General features: G+C 45.1%; 15 protein-coding genes and 1 tRNA gene. 4 read left to right on the top strand and 12 right to left on the bottom strand.

The window, feature by feature from the left end; all coding sequences use genetic code 11:
- Positions 1 to 9 precede the first annotated feature (9 nt).
- The 5 genes from OO016_RS00240 to OO016_RS00220 form a co-directional block, all read right to left on the bottom strand.
- Positions 10 to 2,403 carry an alpha/beta hydrolase family protein gene (locus OO016_RS00240; protein ID WP_266009955.1) on the bottom strand — a complete coding sequence of 798 codons (2,394 nt, stop codon included), beginning with the start codon at positions 2,401 to 2,403 and terminating at the stop codon, positions 10 to 12.
- Positions 2,404 to 2,940: 537 nt separating this feature from the next.
- On the bottom strand, positions 2,941 to 3,708 hold the full coding sequence (locus tag OO016_RS00235) for a DUF6090 family protein (RefSeq protein WP_266009953.1): 768 nt from the start codon (positions 3,706 to 3,708) through the stop codon (positions 2,941 to 2,943).
- Between the two features lie 388 nt (positions 3,709 to 4,096).
- The gene (locus OO016_RS00230; protein ID WP_266009950.1) at positions 4,097 to 4,828 is read right to left on the bottom strand and encodes a hypothetical protein; all 732 of its coding nucleotides are present in this window, start codon (positions 4,826 to 4,828) and stop codon (positions 4,097 to 4,099) included.
- Between the two features lie 436 nt (positions 4,829 to 5,264).
- A complete protein-coding gene (locus OO016_RS00225; protein WP_266009949.1) occupies positions 5,265 to 5,975 on the bottom strand; it encodes a hypothetical protein in 711 nt (236 codons plus the stop codon).
- 700 nt (positions 5,976 to 6,675) lie between these two features.
- Positions 6,676 to 6,748 (bottom strand) — tRNA-Met (locus OO016_RS00220).
- A gap of 170 nt (positions 6,749 to 6,918) precedes the next feature.
- Here OO016_RS00220 and OO016_RS00215 point away from each other — a divergent pair.
- Positions 6,919 to 8,274 (top strand): alanine/glycine:cation symporter family protein, encoded by a 1,356-nt coding sequence (locus tag OO016_RS00215; protein ID WP_266009947.1) that lies wholly within the window; start codon positions 6,919 to 6,921, stop codon positions 8,272 to 8,274.
- Entirely contained in the window at positions 8,274 to 9,158 is an 885-nt protein-coding gene (gene era / locus OO016_RS00210) for a GTPase Era (protein ID WP_266009945.1), read from the top strand. The genes OO016_RS00215 and era overlap by 1 nt, the downstream gene beginning before the upstream one ends.
- Here era and OO016_RS00205 read toward each other — a convergent pair.
- Complete coding sequence (locus OO016_RS00205) at positions 9,146 to 9,655, bottom strand: GTP-binding protein (RefSeq protein ID WP_266009943.1); 510 nt, start codon at positions 9,653 to 9,655, stop codon at positions 9,146 to 9,148. The genes era and OO016_RS00205 overlap by 13 nt on opposite strands.
- Positions 9,656 to 9,806: 151 nt before the next feature.
- Here OO016_RS00205 and der point away from each other — a divergent pair, with 151 nt between their 5' ends.
- Complete coding sequence (gene der, locus OO016_RS00200) at positions 9,807 to 11,108, top strand: ribosome biogenesis GTPase Der (protein WP_266009942.1); 1,302 nt, start codon at positions 9,807 to 9,809, stop codon at positions 11,106 to 11,108.
- Between the two features lie 8 nt (positions 11,109 to 11,116).
- Here the strand turns inward: der and OO016_RS00195 are convergent, their stop codons facing one another.
- From OO016_RS00195 to OO016_RS00170, 6 genes are read right to left on the bottom strand one after another with little or no spacing between them, the layout of a single operon-like run.
- A complete protein-coding gene (locus OO016_RS00195; protein ID WP_266009940.1) occupies positions 11,117 to 11,575 on the bottom strand; it encodes a hypothetical protein in 459 nt (152 codons plus the stop codon).
- 52 nt (positions 11,576 to 11,627) lie between these two features.
- Positions 11,628 to 12,422, bottom strand: coding sequence for a TPM domain-containing protein (locus OO016_RS00190; protein ID WP_266009938.1), 795 nt, complete (start codon positions 12,420 to 12,422; stop codon positions 11,628 to 11,630).
- Complete coding sequence (locus OO016_RS00185) at positions 12,403 to 12,846, bottom strand: TPM domain-containing protein (RefSeq protein ID WP_266009936.1); 444 nt, start codon at positions 12,844 to 12,846, stop codon at positions 12,403 to 12,405. Before OO016_RS00185 ends, OO016_RS00190 begins: the two co-directional genes overlap by 20 nt.
- Before the next feature lie 3 nt (positions 12,847 to 12,849).
- Entirely contained in the window at positions 12,850 to 13,449 is a 600-nt protein-coding gene (locus tag OO016_RS00180; protein WP_266009935.1) for a LemA family protein, read from the bottom strand.
- A gap of 59 nt (positions 13,450 to 13,508) precedes the next feature.
- A complete protein-coding gene (locus tag OO016_RS00175) occupies positions 13,509 to 13,838 on the bottom strand; it encodes a MerR family transcriptional regulator (protein WP_266009934.1) in 330 nt (109 codons plus the stop codon).
- A complete protein-coding gene (locus tag OO016_RS00170) occupies positions 13,838 to 14,815 on the bottom strand; it encodes a M23 family metallopeptidase (protein WP_266009933.1) in 978 nt (325 codons plus the stop codon). Before OO016_RS00170 ends, OO016_RS00175 begins: the two co-directional genes overlap by 1 nt.
- A gap of 105 nt (positions 14,816 to 14,920) precedes the next feature.
- Between OO016_RS00170 and alaS the strand changes: the two genes are divergently transcribed.
- Complete coding sequence (gene alaS / locus OO016_RS00165; protein WP_266009932.1) at positions 14,921 to 17,539, top strand: alanine--tRNA ligase; 2,619 nt, start codon at positions 14,921 to 14,923, stop codon at positions 17,537 to 17,539.
- Positions 17,540 to 17,544: the final 5 nt, after the last annotated feature.

The following is a 17,544-nucleotide window of genomic DNA, read 5'->3' as shown; positions in this document are numbered from 1 at the left end:
GCTTTCTGCTTAATATAAGCTTTTCATAAACCCAATATTGTCCATATTAACCACCCCGCTTTCCGTTTTGTCAAAAACAAACCGGATCTCTTCCATCCCGGAGATATTGAAATCCGGGTTTAATTCCTGAAAATCTTTTACCGGAAAGTAAAAGGTCTGGAAGATCTTTTCCGATTGTTTATTGCCGGTGATAAAATCCACTTTCATGATAACCACTTCAATTTCTCTTTGCAGTGGGGAAAACCTGCTCAACTCGAATGATATCTTTTGTCCGGTGGAATCCCTAAGTTGAATAGTGAAATCAATGGGCTCTTTTTCCTTGTCCTCGTCATCATCTGATTCCTCCATTTCCCTATCGGTTTTGTCCTCTGCATCTTTTATGTCTTCTACATCATTTGCAGACTCATTATTCCCGTTATTGTTATCATTGTTTTTTACCCATTTGCCTTCGGATTTGGGCTTCGCGGATTCCGCAGATTCAGCCATGGAAAAAACCAGTACAGCAGAAGAATCAAGTTGCATCTCCGGAATACGGATGGTATAACTCGCAATCAATGAGTCGGGTATTGAAGTTATTGAATCCGTTTCTTCCTCAAGCTCATAGTTCCAGCCCACAATTACTGCCCGGCTTCCCTTTTTTTGCCATTTGAGTTTGATTTCCTGTTCCCGCCAGACGGAAAGGTTTTCTGTTCGAACCTCACCTCCTTCCCGGGTGATGCTTGCTACATTAAAATCTTCGTCAAAGTTCGCTACCGTCTTCAAATTTGAGTCCTCGAACTGGTTGAGGTATATGGTTTCAGGCAGCCATTCTTTGCCGCTTCTGGCATCGACAAACAATGGTAGGTATTCTTTTTGGTCTTTTAGGCTAATGTCCAAAAATGCGCTGATGTATACTTCTGCAATTTTCCGCTGGTCTTCGGCCGAAAGTAATTGTTTCAGGTTCAGGATTCCTGTAAACGGGTTGCCAGTATCGTTCTCCCCCCAGCTTGTGTTAAACTGCCCGTGATTGGCTCCATATACATAAACCCCTGTTTTAAAATGGTACAGACTGTCTGTGAAGCTAACCCTTTCGTATTGCTGGGAACCCATGTAGGAGCTGACATCCGCATCCTGCGCCCCGTGCAACACAAAATAATTGACATCCTTAATCTTTGCCCGACTCTCCCCGGGTTCATATTGCCCGTCTACAGGGGCTATGGCCACAATGGATTTTATGTTGAAGTCGTAGTTGAAAGCCACCGAGGCATCGTCCGGATAAAAGGGGAGGTTGTTAAACATAGCAGCATGGGCCACGGCTTCCCCTCCCCGTGAATGCCCTATCAAAGCCAGGTTGGCCGTGTCTATTTTATTGTAAAACTGATGTCCTTCCGTGCGGTTCCACTGGTGCCAGATTCTAAGATGTTCCAGCAACAACCATCCCCTGGCATCATTTTCCTCCTCCAGTCCGCCAAAAATATCGGACCAGGAGCCGTTAATGAAATTCTCATCTACAGAAGCGAGGATAATCCCCCTGGAGGCAAGCAATTCTCCAAGGTAGGCATAACCGGGATCGGAATAATCCTGCATACCGTGATTACCATGTACAATTAATGCCAGGGGAAAAGGGCCTTCCCCTTCCGGGTACCATACGCGGGCATTCAGGGGGAGCGATTCTGAGTCAAAACCCCAGTATTTGGTACGATACCAGCCTCCGAAACCCTTCCAGTTATCAATTAACGCAAGGCCATTGACCGAATCCGTTTTAAGGGTTACTTCTTCTCCAAATTCTTTTCTGTGGAGGTCTTCACCACTTCCGTAGGTGAGTGTTTTTACTGCATAAGACCCTTTTTGAGCAGGAGATATGGCTTCGATATGTGGAATGTTCGTTTCCGAGCTCAGGGCTGCATTCGCAATGGGATCCACCTCGAAGCCTTCTTCGGCATACAGGATTCCAACCAGAACGAATCCACCAATTCCTAAGAGGAGCCCTAAGACAGTAAAAGTCTTGTTTAGTTTGGATAGGCTTTTAAACCCGGATTTTTTCAAAACCAGAACGGCGGCTCCACAAATCATGGATAGTACAATAAAAATCAGGTGCACGATCCAGTTAAAACTCATGATAAAGAGCAGGGGTAGCGCAATCAATAGGGCCAATTTGAACAACTCGGACAGACTGCTTAATTGTTTTAGCAACCATCTTGCCAGAAAGCCAAATAGAACTGCAGCGGTTACAAAACTTAATAGAAACAGGAGTACCCACTCATCCCCCAGGCCGGTATAAATACCTATGGCGAATACGATCCAGAAAATCCCGGTTACTGTCAGCAGCCCTATGGATGCGCCCCGGACCGCTTCTTCACCAGGGGTGATTTTTTTGATAAAGTTTTTTATCCAGTGAATGATTTGTCCGAGTTTGTTTTTCATGGTTGGGATTTTGATGAAGGATGTGGACTTAAAGGTAAGATTAATTCAATTCCGAAAGGAAAGCCACAATTAAAGAACGCTCGGATTGGAAATCGGAGCCTTCTGTTGACGTTCTAAATAAAGGAACGCTTTGATTTCTGCCTCAACAGGGCTTCTTCAGTTGCTTGATTAATTAAAGGGAAATGTGTTAGGGGAAGCCCCAATTTCCCCGTCTTCAAGATAACGGTCCATACTGAAACCACCTGGCATATGGGGTAAAAACGTGTATTTCGCAGTAAACGGGATCTAAACTTAGAAGGTTAGTAATTTGTCCAAGACCTAGGATTTGGCATTTAAATGAATACAGTACTGGATTGGTTTCCCCAATGAATAGGGACATCGGCTTCACGATAGTCCCGATAGTCCCGATAGTTATCGGGATCGGGTGGGTTAGCTAAACAAAGAAAGCCATCAGAATCCAGGTCAGGATAGGGGCCTTTATCCAATGCGGTTTCGATTACATTACCTTTTGTAATTCAGCTTTACTTTCAAAATCCTTTAATTTATCTTTTTGGAGTTGATTTCAATATTCAGATGCCTCATTATTTTATTGTAATCCTCAAAAATCCTGGTACAGTTCAAGGATAGCGTATGTAAATGGGAGATATCCTTTGCAATATAGTTTTGGTATTCCAGCTCATTTACAAAGGAATACATCTGGCTATCCAATTCACTTTCTGTGTTGTTTGGGAAATACTTCCATGATCCATCAGAAGATCTGGGGACTGATGTTCTAAGCCTGGGCATTAAATAGTCGCTTAGTTTTGCCCTCAAGTTTCTCCATCGTTCTTCCTCATCATTCCATATATTCAGCAGGGTAGGCCACCTGGTTAACAGTGTTTTTAGAGAGTCGTTTTTAATGTTTTCAATTGCACCAGAATTTACAAGGCCGTTCAGTACCGTATTTTGAACGGACCATCTCCCTCCAAAACCCGCTCTTCGCCGTGCTTCAGCTTTTGTTTCTAGAGGGACAGTGTCGTTTGAGATAAGCTCATAATAGGCTCTGAGTCCTGTTTCAGCATTTTTGCGGGCTTCACATATAAGTTTAAACCGTTGGATGTTATCTTCAAATTCATTTTTCAGTGCTATCAATGCTTTATCTTCTGCTATGCCTGCTTTTCTTTCTTCATTCCAATTATTGATCTGTAAGGCAATTAAAATGCCAATAACAACTAATATAATTTCGCCCAGGGCGTACTTAAAATACTTTCCCGTTTCACCTTCTGAAAGCAATTTTTGACGGATTTTTCTAAAGAATTTTATCATTGGTTAATGGTTGGTCAGAGTTTCTACTTCAGTGCCTCTTCGAAGAGGTGATCAGGCACAGACGTTTTATGGACTTAAAGTTAGCGTTTATCCGATAACCTGGAATATAGAGAAAATAAACTCGGATCTTTTTTGGAAGAAGCGGTGCGTTTCACCCCGATAGGGGTAATCCTGAGTAGTGTTTGAGGATAAAAAAGGATGTGATAACGTCTAATATACAGGCGAATTACCCTTTTAGGGAAAAACTAAAGATCTGGCAAATCCAAAATTGAGTCTGTTACACCTCCTATAGATACCCCCCTTCCAAATTGGTCCTTATGAAGTTGTTTTTTGGCAGCATCCCTTACTTATTGAGTCGAAGGGTTTTGTAAAGGATAATTTTAGACTTCTAAGCCAACTTATTTAACCAAATAATGATATCCCAAATAAATTCGGATTTCGGTAATACAACTGCCGCCAGAATAATCGCAACCAATATTACAGGTCCTCCAATACCGGAAACTGGATGAATTTTCCTTGTCCGGAACAAATCATGAGTCCATAAAATTATAATCAATAAGAGCATTCCGCCCAGGCCAAAGAATACTTCGTTAGGCAACCCGTTAATTAAAGGATTGACAGGCATTTTACCGATGCGTCCTAAAGATTGTGGCATCATGGCAATGCAGGCCAGGAGCATAAAGCGTTTGTGCCAGGCCGGATTCCTTCGAAATTGAATGCCAAGCCCAACATTCAATGCAAACAGCATTAGCAATACAATATTACCACAAACAACAAGGGCTGTATTTTGAAGTGAAGCCTGCGAGCCATCAAATTCCAGTGCACGGTAATAAAGAATTTGTAATGCAGACAGGATCATTGCAAGGGCCAGAAATCCTCCAACCCTTCCCCAAAAACGGTGCATTTTAATGTTTCTATTTCTGACTAAGAAAGCTTGTAATGCAAATAAGACAAGCCAACATGTAAAAATAATACCGTGTATATGGGTCCGGAAAGGCAGTTCAGGGGATTCGATAACGGGTTTAAAAAAATAAGTGGGTCCAAATCCAATAATGTTGACAATAAGCAGCAATAATGCTATTGTTGGATAAAATCGAACTTGTTTTATAGATGTTATCATTTCTAATTAAGCATTTTGTTCCTCTTTTGAAAAGTTAGAAGAATTTCATGAGTCGAGTCCAGTGACCCCAATTAAAATACAAAAATTGTGCTATATCCAGGATATGTTTTTTATTGAGTGAAGCAGATTTAAAGGCTGTCTGTTTGATATTTCAAAATTGTTTCCATACACAATGCCAACACGGCCTGGAGCTATGCAGTTAGGTAGTAATGGCTTTGAAAATATTTGAAATGACTGAATTGATTTCCACTTTAACAGGGCTGCTTCTTTAACTGCTTGAATAATTCATCAGAAATACATTTGGGGTGAGGCCCTGAAGCCCCAATATTAAAGATAGGGGCCCATGCTGAAACCAGCTAGCATATGGGTATATAAAGAGAGAACGCTTGGATTTCAAATCCGAGCGTTCTTTTTATCTTATTTTCATTGAGAAGGATCAAATCTTTATCATTTCTCTTAATAGATTACCCCAAAAGGATGATTCAGCCACATACGAATAGGTTAAGGTCACGATAACCATTACAATAGCAATAAAACTAAAACTTTTATAGACCACTTTTTCCTTACGGTAATCATCCAGCATAATCACTCCAGCGGCAAGAAAGACTAGTGTATTTGTTACATATACTAAGCCTGTAAAGCTCATGTTCAAGTCTATGATTTCTCCCACAGGAAAGTTTAAAAATCGAACTAGTGCAGGAAGTAAGGACCAAAATACAGTTGCAATCATCCACCTCCCATGAACTCTCGTATTTTTTACATTTCGAATCCCCAAATAAACAGATATGACAAATCCACCAAGTGCTACAATGTCCAAATAAATGATGCCATTTACAATATTGGGAGGTATATTGGGGTTCGACAATATAAAAGGAAGTAATTGTAAAGCTGAAAAGATTACGCCTCCTGCCAGGAACAAACCGGCCAAACCTAATCTGCGATGTAATCGAAGGTTATTCCTTTGATATAAGTATGGTTGAATTATAACCAATATATACCAACAAGTAGCTGTAAGACCATGAACATGAAATCTAAAAGGAACCGAAAAGAATTTAGTCCAATAGCTTGGATAAAAGCTTGTTATTATAATTATAAAAGGTATCACAAGCCATAAATGAGTTTTTGGAAACAGTTTAGTAGTTTTCATTTCATGATTTTTGGTTGGTTTTCTAAAGATAGAGGAATAAAGTGATGTGATATAGGTATTTCCAAAAACTACAGAACGCTCGGATTTGAAATCCGCGCGTTCAGTGCATCTAAATTAGAGGGACTGGATTGATTTACCCGCCATGCGGGTAAATCGGCCGAAAAGGTGGCTTAACAAAGTAAAACCAACAAATGCATCACATTTGATTCGGTTTTTTTATTCCCCCCACAGCTTTGCTGTGGAAAAGAGCCGAATGATAGCAGCCCAAATAAGCTCCCAATTGCTCCGCAATCTGATCTTTTCATTTGTCCGCAAAACCAAAGCAAAACTGGATTCATTTCATGCGAACGCATGAAATGGGCCTTGGGGATAGCTATCTAACCAAGCCGTCATGGCCTTGCCATATCTAGAAAAAACTTGATTCTTTCCTCTCCACCTCCGTTGTGACTACGGTGAATCGGAAAAGGGCCTCCCGATAGCTATCGGGAGGGTAGCTTAGCAAAGGAAGCCATTTGTTATGAAGAATGGACTGGATTGATTTACCCGCCTTGCGGATAAATCGGCCTAAAGGGAGGCTTTACAAATAAAGCCATCAACCTCGCTGTTGCGAGGTTTCGTCTTTTCCTTCGTTCAAAAGCTCAAGTTAACTTGGCTTTTTCCCAAAGAAAAAGCCACCAACTTTCGTTGATGGCTTTCTTTGTAGCGGGGACTGGACTCGAACCAGCGACCTTCGGGTTATGAGCCCGACGAGCTACCTACTGCTCTACCCCGCGATGTCTCTTTTTAAGGGCGTTGCCCTCCGAAGCGCCGATCTATATCGGTGCACAGGAGGGCAAATATACAACGGTTTATTGGTTTATTCAAATTCAGCTGTTGGAATTATATCTTTCAGGGAACAAACGGAATTCAGAAAATCCCTAACTTCGGCAACTGACAACCGCCTATGGAAACCCTGAACAACTTCCTGTCAGACCTTATTCCGCTCACCGAATGGCCCATGTTTATCCTCCTTATCGGAGGCGGGCTTTTCCTGGTGTTCTATTCCCGTTTTCTGCCCTACCGTTTCTTTGGCCATGCCATAGCCATCACAGCCGGCAAATACGATGATAAGAACGCCAAGGGCGAAGTGAGTTCCTTCCAGGCGCTGTCGGCCGCTGTGGCGGCTACTGTGGGCCTGGGCAACATTTCCGGGGTGGCCATTGCCATCCATGACGGAGGACCCGGAGTGGTATTCTGGATCTGGATGACAGCCCTGATCGGGATGTGCATCAAGTTCTACTCCTGTAGCCTGGCCATTATGTTCCGGGCAGAGGACTCAGAAGGGAAGCTGCAGGGAGGCCCCATGTTCTACCTCACACGGGGCATGGGAAAATTTGGGAAACCACTAGCGATATTCTTCAGTGTTTGTGGACTGGTGGGCTTCCTGGGTGTTTTTACGGCCAACCAATTTACCGAAACATTTATGAGCGTGGTGCAACCTGCAGAAACCATATTGGAAACTTCTGAGATTAACTGGAAACTGGGCATAGGTATTGTTCTGGCCGTAATTACTTCCTTCGTTATTTTTGGCGGACTCACCAAAATCGCCAGGGTGGCATCGGCTATTGTACCCTTTATGGTTCTGATTTACCTGGTTGCTGTAATTGTAGTTATGGCCATGAATGTGGAAAAGGTGATTCCTTCCCTGAAGATGATCATAACCGAAGCCTGGAATTTCAAGACTGTGGTCACCGGTGGTTTCTGGGGACTGGTTATCATCGGGATACGGCGTGCCATGTTTTCCAATGAGGCCGGACTGGGAAGTGCGCCCATGTACCACGGCCAGTCCAAAAACGACGAACCCATCAGGGAAGGCCTGGTGGCTATGCTGGGCCCTTTTATTGATACCATCCTGGTCTGCACCTTCACTGCCGTAGTGATTATCCTCAGCGGTGCCTATCTGCAGGAAGGCAGTGGTATTGTAATGACTTTAAATGCCTTTAAGATTACCCTGTTCGATTACGGCGATGAGCTGCTAATGCTGATCGTAACAGCCTTTGCCCTGTCTACCTTATTTACCTATTCCTACTATGGCGTAAAGAGTTTGTCCTTCCTTACCAATGCGAAAATCGGGAAGTGGTACAATGTATTTTTTGTGGTGATGATTATCTTCGCTGCCGTAGCGTCCCTGGAACTGGTTAAGAACCTGATAGACCTGTCCTATGCCCTGATGGTGATCCCCAATATGATTGCAGTGCTGTATCTGGCACCCAAAGTAAATGCAGCCACCAAAACCTATTTTACCAAAATGAAAAAGTGATGGGAGAACACAAGTCTGGTTTTGTCAATATTATCGGTAACCCCAATGTTGGGAAGTCTACCCTTATGAACGCCTTTGTGGGCGAGAAGCTCTCTATCATCACCTCAAAGGCACAAACTACCCGCCACCGTATCCTGGGCATTGTGAACGGGGAAGATTTCCAGGTAGTGCTTTCGGATACCCCTGGCATTATTAAACCGGCATACGAATTGCAATCGGCTATGATGGATTTTGTAAAATCGGCTTTTGAAGATGCCGATGTTCTGCTGTACATGGTGGAGATAGGGGAGAAGGCGTTGAAAGACGAGGACTTCTTTAAAAAGATACAAAACAGCAAAATACCCGTGCTCCTGCTGTTGAACAAGATCGACAAGGCAGACCAGCAACTGCTGGAAGATCAGGTGCAGTACTGGCAGCAGCAACTGCCGGGGGCTGAGATCCACCTCATATCAGCCCTGAACAATTTTAACGTCAAAGAAGTCTTTGAACGCATTCTGGAACTCCTGCCGGAGGGCCCGGCCTATTACCCCAAAGACCAGCTAACGGACAAGCCCGAGAGATTCTTTGTAAACGAAACCATAAGGGAAAAGATATTGCAGAACTACAAGAAAGAGATTCCCTATTCTGTTGAAGTAGATACCGAGGAATTCCTGGAAGATGAAGAAATCATCCGCATCCGTTCCGTCATTATGGTGGAGCGCAATTCCCAGAAAGGTATTATAATTGGGCATAAGGGATCGGCACTTAAAAAAGTAGGGGTAGAGGCCCGTAAAGACCTGGAAAAGTTCTTCGACAAGCAGGTGCACCTGGAACTCTATGTGAAAGTGAGCAAGGACTGGCGCAGGGATCCAAGGCGCCTGAAACGTTTTGGTTACAATTCCTGATTAAGAATACTTCCCATTCTTTTGTTCATAAAACTGTAAAGCTGGCTCATCTGGGGTTTTCCCTTTCTCCTTCCGGCGCGACCAAAGGCATAAAGGGTAAACCAGAGTACTACCATAAACACCATGGCTCCTACCTGTATGCCATAGGGACGGTCCAGGGCTGCTGAAGAGTATGCCCAGATCCCGAAAATGATAAAAAAGGTAGCCACCCCGAAGTGCAGGAACATAAAGAAAGTCCAGAGGGTGGGATTGGGACCAAACAGACCGTATAAGCGGCTGCCTCCTTCATCCAAATCGTTGATCTCCAGATGCAGCTGTGGCGACCAGAAATGGGCTTCTTTCTTATTGAATTTTATAAAGATATGATCGTCCAGGCGTTTAACCAGAAAAGGCTTTTCTACTTCCCCTTCAAAGCATTGCAGGGCCTCTTCCTTGGGTGATTCCAGCTTGATCTGGAACCGCGGCCGAAGTACAACTTCGTTGGATAAAGCGGGCATGGGTCAGGTTTTGTTTCCAAAAAGATACCGATTTCTGTTGATATTTCAGATCTATCTTACTTGAGAAATGGATGAAGTCCTGTGGGATATGCCTGTGAAATAGCTTGTTAATCGAGGCATTAGTACTAACTTTGTCCCCTAATTTTTATCCATGGGAGCAATTGTCGCCATAGTAGGGAGACCCAATGTTGGGAAATCCACCTTCTTCAACCGCCTGATTCAGCGGCGGGAAGCAATCGTGGATGCCGTGAGTGGCGTTACGCGCGACAGGCACTATGGGAAATCCGACTGGAATGGCAAGGAGTTTTCCATCATTGACACGGGAGGTTATGTATTGGGCAGCGATGATATCTTTGAGCAGGCGATAGATAAACAGGTGGAGCTGGCTATTGACGAGGCAGATGCCATACTTTTTATGGTGGACGTGGAAACCGGTATAACCGGTATGGATGAAGATGTTGCCAAATTGTTGCGCAAGGTGAAAAAGCCTGTCTTCCTTGTAGTGAATAAGGTAGACAATGCCAAGCGGGCCGAAGAAGCCGTAGAGTTTTATTCCCTTGGCCTTGGCGACTACTTTACCGTTTCCAGCATCAATGGAAGTGGGACCGGAGATTTACTGGACGCCGTGGTTGAGGTGTTGCCCGAGACGGAGGAAGAAGAAGATGAATTGCCCCGTTTCGCAGTAGTAGGGAGGCCCAACGCAGGTAAATCCTCTTTTATCAACGCCCTTATTGGGGAGGAGCGCTACATTGTTACGGATATTGCTGGTACAACCCGGGATAGTATAGACACCCGCTACAATCGCTTTGGGTTCGAATTCAACCTGGTGGATACGGCAGGGATACGCAGGAAAGGAAAGGTCAAGGAAGACCTTGAATTTTATTCGGTTATGCGATCCATCCGGGCCATAGAGCACTGTGATGTATGTATGCTGGTTATGGATGCCACACGTGGATTCGACGGACAGGTGGAGAATATCTTCTGGCTGGCTGCCCGCAACAACAAAGGCATCGTGATCCTGGTCAATAAATGGGATCTCGTGGAAAAGGAGACCCAGTCCGTAAAAGAATACAGTCAAAAGATTCGAAAGGCCATAGAGCCCTTTACAGATGTACCTATAGTTTTTATCTCTGCCCTTACCAAACAACGCATTTACAAGGCGATAGAAACGGCTGTTGAAGTCTATAAAAACCGTTCCAAACGCATCCCCACGAGGAAGCTGAATGATATTATGCTGCCGGTAATCGAACGTACACCGCCACCGGCCATCAAGGGTAAGTATGTAAAAATTAAATACATTACTCAGCTACCTACGCATTATCCGCAATTTGCTTTTTTCTGCAACCTGCCACAGTACGTAAAGGAGCCTTACAAGCGTTTTCTTGAGAATAAACTAAGGGAGCATTTTGATTTTACCGGGGTTCCCATAACAATCTTTATGAGGAAGAAATAGACTTGGTTCTATTCCAAAATGATGGTGTAAAAACTTGAAAAAGTTGTTTGCTCCAGCTGGAACGCACCGGCACTTAGATCAGTAATTATCAATCGATTCCCACAGCATGGGTCGTTTCCTGATAGGGAAAAGGTCACCTCCAGATCGATTTCCCAGTCATTTCCAAGTCTTATGGTATATGCGTATTCTCCAGGCCGCCAGTCAAAGTTGTTTATTTCCAGAAGCCCCTCTGTTGCTCCCTGGGTTTCGGAAAAAACCTGCACATCCAGATCTTCAGTAATATCCCCTGTAACAGTAATATTTTCTTCGGTGTAGGTTCCATTGTTTATGACATTTTCCTCGTTGCTGACAAATTCCAGGCGGATGATATCGCCTGCCGCACAAGATACCATGGAACAGTCCACATTATCTCCACATGAAAGAAAAAAGGAAATCGAAATAATAAGGAGGAGAATCTTTTTAACCATTATATGTCAGGTTTTGTCGCTAAGGATACTTAATTAAGTAAAAGGTTGCTTTTTACCATCCTCCTGAAGCACCTCCGCCACCAAAGCCACCTCCGCCAAAGCCGCCACCAAAGCCGCCTCCGCCGAAGCCGCCTCCGCCAAATCCACGGCCAGAAGAACCGCGATATCCTCCACGACCCATATTGCTCAGAATAATGACATCCCAGATATCGAGTCCTCTTTTGCGGCCACCCCTGCGGCCACCACCACCTCTTCGGTTACGGGCAGAGAGAATAATGATAATGACTATGAAAATGATTAAGGGCAGGATCTTTTCAAAAGGAAAATCCTTTGATTTGTGGAAGGTTCGGTCTTCTTCAAACTGCCCGGTAAGTACTTCAAAAATCGCATCAGCCCCGGCATTGAGCCCTGCATAGTAATCACCAGCACGGAACTGTGGAATTATACGCTGTTCAATAATCCTCTTGGACATGGCATCGGTAAGGAACTCCTCAACCCCGTACCCCGTATTGATGGCTATCCTGCGGTCTCCTTCTGCCAGGAGAATGAGGATGCCGTTGTCTTTGTCGGCCTGCCCAATACCCCATTTCTGGCCCCACTGTGCCCCCAGGAAGTTGATGTCTTCCCCGTTCGTCGTATCGATGATGATGGCAACGATCTGGGTGGAAGTGCTGTCGGCATAGCGGATGAGTTTTTGCTCAAGACTTGTTTTTTGGCTGGCAGAGAGTAGGTTCACATAGTCGTACACACTGGTCTCCAAAGCAGGTTTCTCCGGGATTTCGAACTGTCCCAGCAGTACGTTCCAGCTCAGGAACAGCAGTAAAATACTAACCCCTCGAAACTTCATTGCTCAATTCATTTTCATCATCCGGGTGCCATGGAAAATGGGTTTTTAGTTCTTTGCCAGCCATCAGCACCCCCTCAATTATACCTTGTTTAAAATGTCCTTTTTTAAAGTGTTCTTGAATAAGGTCTTTTGTCTTGTTCCAGAAATCATGAGGTACTACTTTGTTGATGCCGGAATCGCCATAGATCACAAATCGATGGTCCTGAACAGCAACATAGAGCAGTACTCCGTTTCGTTCGCGGGTATTGTCCATTTTCAGAAGGTGGAATACCTCCATCGCCCGCTCAAAATGGTCTTTTTTGGCAGTCGCTTCCAGGTGTACCCTTATTTCTCCGGAGGTATCCCGCTCGGCCTCAAGGATGGCGTCTACTATTTCCTGTTCTTCCTCCTGGGTGAGGAATGCTTCTACCTTGGAGTTGTCCATGGGCTAGTTGAACTCAAAATCCACTTCAGGTGCCTGTTCGGACCCGGCTTCTGCCTGGTAACGGGCCATTTCCTCAAATCCAAACCATCCGGCCAGGATTTTATTGGGGAATTTAGTGGTGTGGATGTCATAGATATTCACCGCCTCATTAAACCGGTTCCGCTCCACATTAATCCGGTTTTCAGTGCTTTCGAGCTGGGATTGCAGGTCCAGGAAATTCTGGTTGGCCTTGAGGTCCGGATAGCGTTCAATGGTAACCAGCAATCTCGACAGGGCCGATGAAAGGCCGGATTGGGCCTGCTGGAAAGCGGCCATGCTCTCCGGGGTCAGGTTTTCCACATCAATGTTAGTGGCTGTGGCCTTGGCCCTGGCTTCAATGACTTCGGTAAGGGTAGTTCGTTCAAAATCGGCCGCCCCCTGTACGGTTTTTACCAGATTTCCGATCAGGTCGTTTCTCCTCTGATATGCGCTTTCTACATTGGACCAGGCCGTCTTGGCATTGGCTTCATATTCTACAGCTGTATTATTGAATCCTACTGCCCAGTTGTACATTACAAAAGCCAGCACAACCAGGATAATTACGGGAATTAACCATTTTTTCATGTGAAAGATATTTTATAGTTAGGTAATCTATTAGTCGCAATTAAGACGAATCTGTTACATCAGAGCTGATCTTTGATCTTTTTCAGCTCAGCCTTGACACGTTCCAGTTTCTGAATGATCTCAAAATTGTTAAGGGTTTTTAGCCGTTCTTCACGGAGGTGGGTTTTGGCACCCTCCAGGGTAAAGCCCCGTTCTTTGACCAGGTGGTAGATCAGCTGCAGGTTTTTGATGTCTTCCTGAGTGAATTTACGATTGCCTTTGGCGTTCTTTTTGGGTTGGATTACATCGAATTCCTTCTCCCAGAAGCGAATGAGTGAGGTGTTCACATCGAACGCCCTGGCTACTTCACCAATGCCATAATAGCGTTTTTCTGGTAGATCGATATGCATTAATCCAGGGATTGGTTTTCTTGATTGGCGAACTTGAGCATATTGGCAAACTCCTCAGCAGTTAAACTGCCGTAATAAAAATTGATCGGGTTGATTTTCTGGCCCTCTTTCCACACCTCATAATGCAGGTGGGGCGCCTCGGAACGTCCCGTACTGCCAACAAAGCCGATAAGATCTCCCCGTTTTACCTTTTGCCCCTTCTTTACGTTGTATTTACTCAGGTGGGCATAGAGTGTTAGGTAGCCATACCCGTGGTCTATCCTGATATGCTTTCCAAAGCCGGAAGCCCTGTTGTCTGCCCGCTTAACAACCCCATCCCCGGCAGCGTAAATGGGAGTGCCCCTGGGGGCCGTGAAATCCATGCCCCAGTGCATTTTTCGTGCTTTGGTAAACGGATCGGAACGCCAGCCGTAGCCGGAAGCCATTCGGGTTAACTCTTCATTGTTAACGGGCTGTATGGCCGGTATGGCCTGCAGGAGTTTTTCTTTTTCTTCGGCCATCTTTGCAATCTCATCGAGGGATTTGGATTGGATAACCATCTGCTTTTGTATAACATCCAGCCTTTTGGTGGTGGCGATGATCATCTCGGAATTGTTGAAACCTTCCAGGGATTTATAGCGGTTTACCCCTCCAAAGCCCGCTCTCCTCTGCTCATCCGGTATGGGATTGGCCTCAAAATAAAGCCGGTAGATATTATTGTCGCGGTCTTCAATATTGGCCAGTACATTTTCCATCTGTTCCAGCTTCCTGTTCAGGAGATCGTACTGCAATTCAAAATTTTTGACTTCCCGCTGAAGCGAAAGTTCACGCGGTGTATTCAGGATATTGGTGTTGAGCAGAAAGATATGCATCATGGTTCCAAAAATGGCCGCGCCCAGGACAAACAGGAAAATGTTCCGGTATTTGCGGGACTTTTTGGGTTCTATCTTCCGATAGGACAAGGTATCCGGATCGTAATAGTACTTTACCTTAGACATGAAGGGATTTTATCCTATTTTTGTGCATTCGTTTTAATGCGAACAAACAAATATAAAAATTGTTTTGTACAACGCCTTAAAATTACTCAAACTCCAGCTATTTCTATGAATTCCAAGAATATCAGGGCAGCTTTTCTGGATTTTTTCGAGGGTAAGAAACACAAAATTGTGGCCTCTGCACCCATGGTGATCAAAGATGATCCCACCTTAATGTTTACCAATGCAGGAATGAACCAGTTTAAGGAGTTCTTTCTGGGAAACACCCGTTCAAAATACCCCAGGATTGCCGATACCCAAAAATGCCTGAGGGTGAGTGGTAAGCACAATGATCTGGAGGAAGTAGGCAAGGATACTTACCACCATACCATGTTCGAGATGTTAGGGAACTGGAGTTTTGGGGATTATTTCAAAAAAGAGGCTATTTCCTGGGCATGGGAATTGCTGACCGAAGTCTACAAAATTGATCCGGAAACCCTGTATGTTACCGTATTTGAGGGCAGTACCGATGAAGACCAGCTGGAGATGGACCAGGAAGCTTATGATTTCTGGAAAGGTATAATTCCGGAAGAGCGCATCCTTATGGGCGACAAAAAGGACAACTTCTGGGAGATGGGAGATCAGGGCCCCTGTGGCCCCTGTTCGGAAATCCATGTAGACCTCAGGTCCGCCGAAGAAAAGGCAGAAGTAAACGGCGCCAGCCTGGTAAATCAGGACCACCCCCATGTAATTGAAATATGGAACCTGGTCTTTATACAATACAACAGGAAATCTAATGGTCAGCTGGAACCCCTGCCGGAAAAACACGTGGATACCGGGATGGGTTTTGAACGTCTCTGTATGGCTTTGCAGGGAGTTAAATCCAATTACGATACTGACATATTCCAGCCCTTGATACAGGCACTGGAACGGTTTACCGGGCTGTCTTACGGAAAAGATGAGGCTGTTGATGTGGCTATTCGGGTTATTTCCGATCACATCCGTGCCGTGGCCTTTGCCATAGCAGATGGACAGCTGCCAAGCAATACAGGAGCAGGTTATGTTATCCGAAGGATCCTGAGGCGTGCCATTCGTTACGGCTTTACCTTTTTGAATATTCAGGAGCCCTTCATATACAAGCTAACTCCTGTGTTGACCGAAGCCATGGGAGAGGCTTTCCCGGAACTTTCCGAGCAACAACAGCTGATTGAAAACGTGATCCGGGAAGAAGAGCATTCCTTCCTCAAAACCCTTGAGCAGGGATTGCTGTTGCTGGAACAAAGCCTGAAGAAAACCAAAGGCAAAGTTATGGATGGCAGAAAGGCCTTTGAGTTGTATGACACCTATGGCTTCCCCATTGATCTGACCGCTCTGATCCTGGAAGAAAAGGGATACAGCCTAGATGAACAGGGCTTTGAGGAGGCTATGCAGGAACAAAAATCCCGCTCCAAGTCTGCATCGGAAGTTACCAAGGAAGACTGGATTGTGCTCAAGCAGGGGACATCCCAGGAGTTTGTGGGATACGACCAGCTTGAGGCCAGTGTAAACTTGCTCAAATACCGCAAGGTCAGCACCAAAAAGGAGGGTGAGCAATATCAATTGGTTTTTACCCCAACCCCATTTTATCCTGAAGGTGGCGGACAGGTAGGAGACAAAGGATACCTCGAAACACCGGACGGTGATGTGGCTTACATTGTGGATACCAAACGCGAAAACAACGAAATTGTGCATTTTGCAAAAGAACTGCCCAAAGATCTGGAGCTGCCGCTTACCGCAGTTGTAGATGCCGGGCAGAGGAGGCGTACGGCAGCTAACCATTCTGCTACCCACCTCCTGCACCAGGCACTTCGCAAAGTGTTGGGCACTCATGTGGAACAGAAGGGATCTGCCGTGCATTCCCGCTACCTCCGTTTTGATTTTTCCCACTTTTCCAAAATGACCGAAGAGGAACTGGAGCAGGTAGAACAGTTTGTCAACGAACGCATTCAGGAGAACCTGCCGCTTCAGGAGAACCGGGCTATTCCCATGCAGGAGGCCCTGCAGCAGGGAGCAATGGCCTTGTTTGGAGAAAAATACGGGGAAGAGGTTCGCACCATACGTTTTGGAGAATCCATAGAATTGTGCGGAGGTACGCACGTAAATCGTACCGGCGATATCTGGCATTTTAAGATTGTCTCCGAAAGCGCCATAGCAGCAGGTATAAGAAGGATAGAGGCCATCACTTCCGATGCGGCTCGCAACTACTATGAGGAGCATTTGCAGGACCTGCAGGAAATAAAATCTCTTTTTAAAGGGGGTAAGAATGCAGTGGAATCCGTAAAATCATTGCAGGAAGAAAATGCCCAGCTTAAAAAAGAAATAGAATCCCTTTTGCGCGAGAAGGCCGGAAGCCTCAAGCAGGAGCTTTCCCGGGAATTCGAGGAAGTTGGCGGAATAAATTTCCTGGCCAGGAAAGTAGACCTGGATGCTTCAGGCATGAAAGACCTTGCTTTTGAGCTTGGTGGACAGTACGACAATCTCTTTTTGCTGCTGGCAGCAGAACAAGGAGGTAAAGCACTTTTGAGTTGCTATATCTCAAAACCCCTGGTAGAAAAAAACAAGCTGAATGCAGGCGCCATAGTACGCGAACTGGGTAAATATATAAGCGGTGGTGGAGGCGGACAACCGTTTTTTGCCACAGCCGGAGGGAAAAACCCTGACGGTATTCAAAAGGCACTTGAGGCGGCCCGATCCTTCATAAGCGAATAGCAAGT

This window comes from Lentiprolixibacter aurantiacus (assembly GCF_026241225.1).
Lineage (GTDB): Bacteria > Bacteroidota > Bacteroidia > Flavobacteriales > Flavobacteriaceae > Lentiprolixibacter > Lentiprolixibacter aurantiacus.
The sequence above is the reverse complement of the archived record's forward strand: the minus strand, read 5'-3'. Positions and strand labels throughout refer to the sequence as shown.

Bases quoted from the DNA above. Each gene is read 5' to 3' on its own strand.
- OO016_RS00240 (WP_266009955.1), bottom strand. From the start codon at position 2,403: ATGAAAAACAAACTCGGACAAATCATTCACTGGATAAAAAACTTTATC.
- OO016_RS00235 (WP_266009953.1), bottom strand. From the start codon at position 3,708: ATGATAAAATTCTTTAGAAAAATCCGTCAAAAATTGCTTTCAGAAGGT.
- OO016_RS00230 (WP_266009950.1), bottom strand. From the start codon at position 4,828: ATGATAACATCTATAAAACAAGTTCGATTTTATCCAACAATAGCATTA.
- OO016_RS00225 (WP_266009949.1), bottom strand. From the start codon at position 5,975: ATGAAAACTACTAAACTGTTTCCAAAAACTCATTTATGGCTTGTGATA.
- OO016_RS00215 (WP_266009947.1), top strand. From the start codon at position 6,919: ATGGAAACCCTGAACAACTTCCTGTCAGACCTTATTCCGCTCACCGAA.
- era (WP_266009945.1), top strand. From the start codon at position 8,274: ATGGGAGAACACAAGTCTGGTTTTGTCAATATTATCGGTAACCCCAAT.
- OO016_RS00205 (WP_266009943.1), bottom strand. From the start codon at position 9,655: ATGCCCGCTTTATCCAACGAAGTTGTACTTCGGCCGCGGTTCCAGATC.
- der (WP_266009942.1), top strand. From the start codon at position 9,807: ATGGGAGCAATTGTCGCCATAGTAGGGAGACCCAATGTTGGGAAATCC.
- OO016_RS00195 (WP_266009940.1), bottom strand. From the start codon at position 11,575: ATGGTTAAAAAGATTCTCCTCCTTATTATTTCGATTTCCTTTTTTCTT.
- OO016_RS00190 (WP_266009938.1), bottom strand. From the start codon at position 12,422: ATGAAGTTTCGAGGGGTTAGTATTTTACTGCTGTTCCTGAGCTGGAAC.
- OO016_RS00185 (WP_266009936.1), bottom strand. From the start codon at position 12,846: ATGGACAACTCCAAGGTAGAAGCATTCCTCACCCAGGAGGAAGAACAG.
- OO016_RS00180 (WP_266009935.1), bottom strand. From the start codon at position 13,449: ATGAAAAAATGGTTAATTCCCGTAATTATCCTGGTTGTGCTGGCTTTT.
- OO016_RS00175 (WP_266009934.1), bottom strand. From the start codon at position 13,838: ATGCATATCGATCTACCAGAAAAACGCTATTATGGCATTGGTGAAGTA.
- OO016_RS00170 (WP_266009933.1), bottom strand. From the start codon at position 14,815: ATGTCTAAGGTAAAGTACTATTACGATCCGGATACCTTGTCCTATCGG.
- alaS (WP_266009932.1), top strand. From the start codon at position 14,921: ATGAATTCCAAGAATATCAGGGCAGCTTTTCTGGATTTTTTCGAGGGT.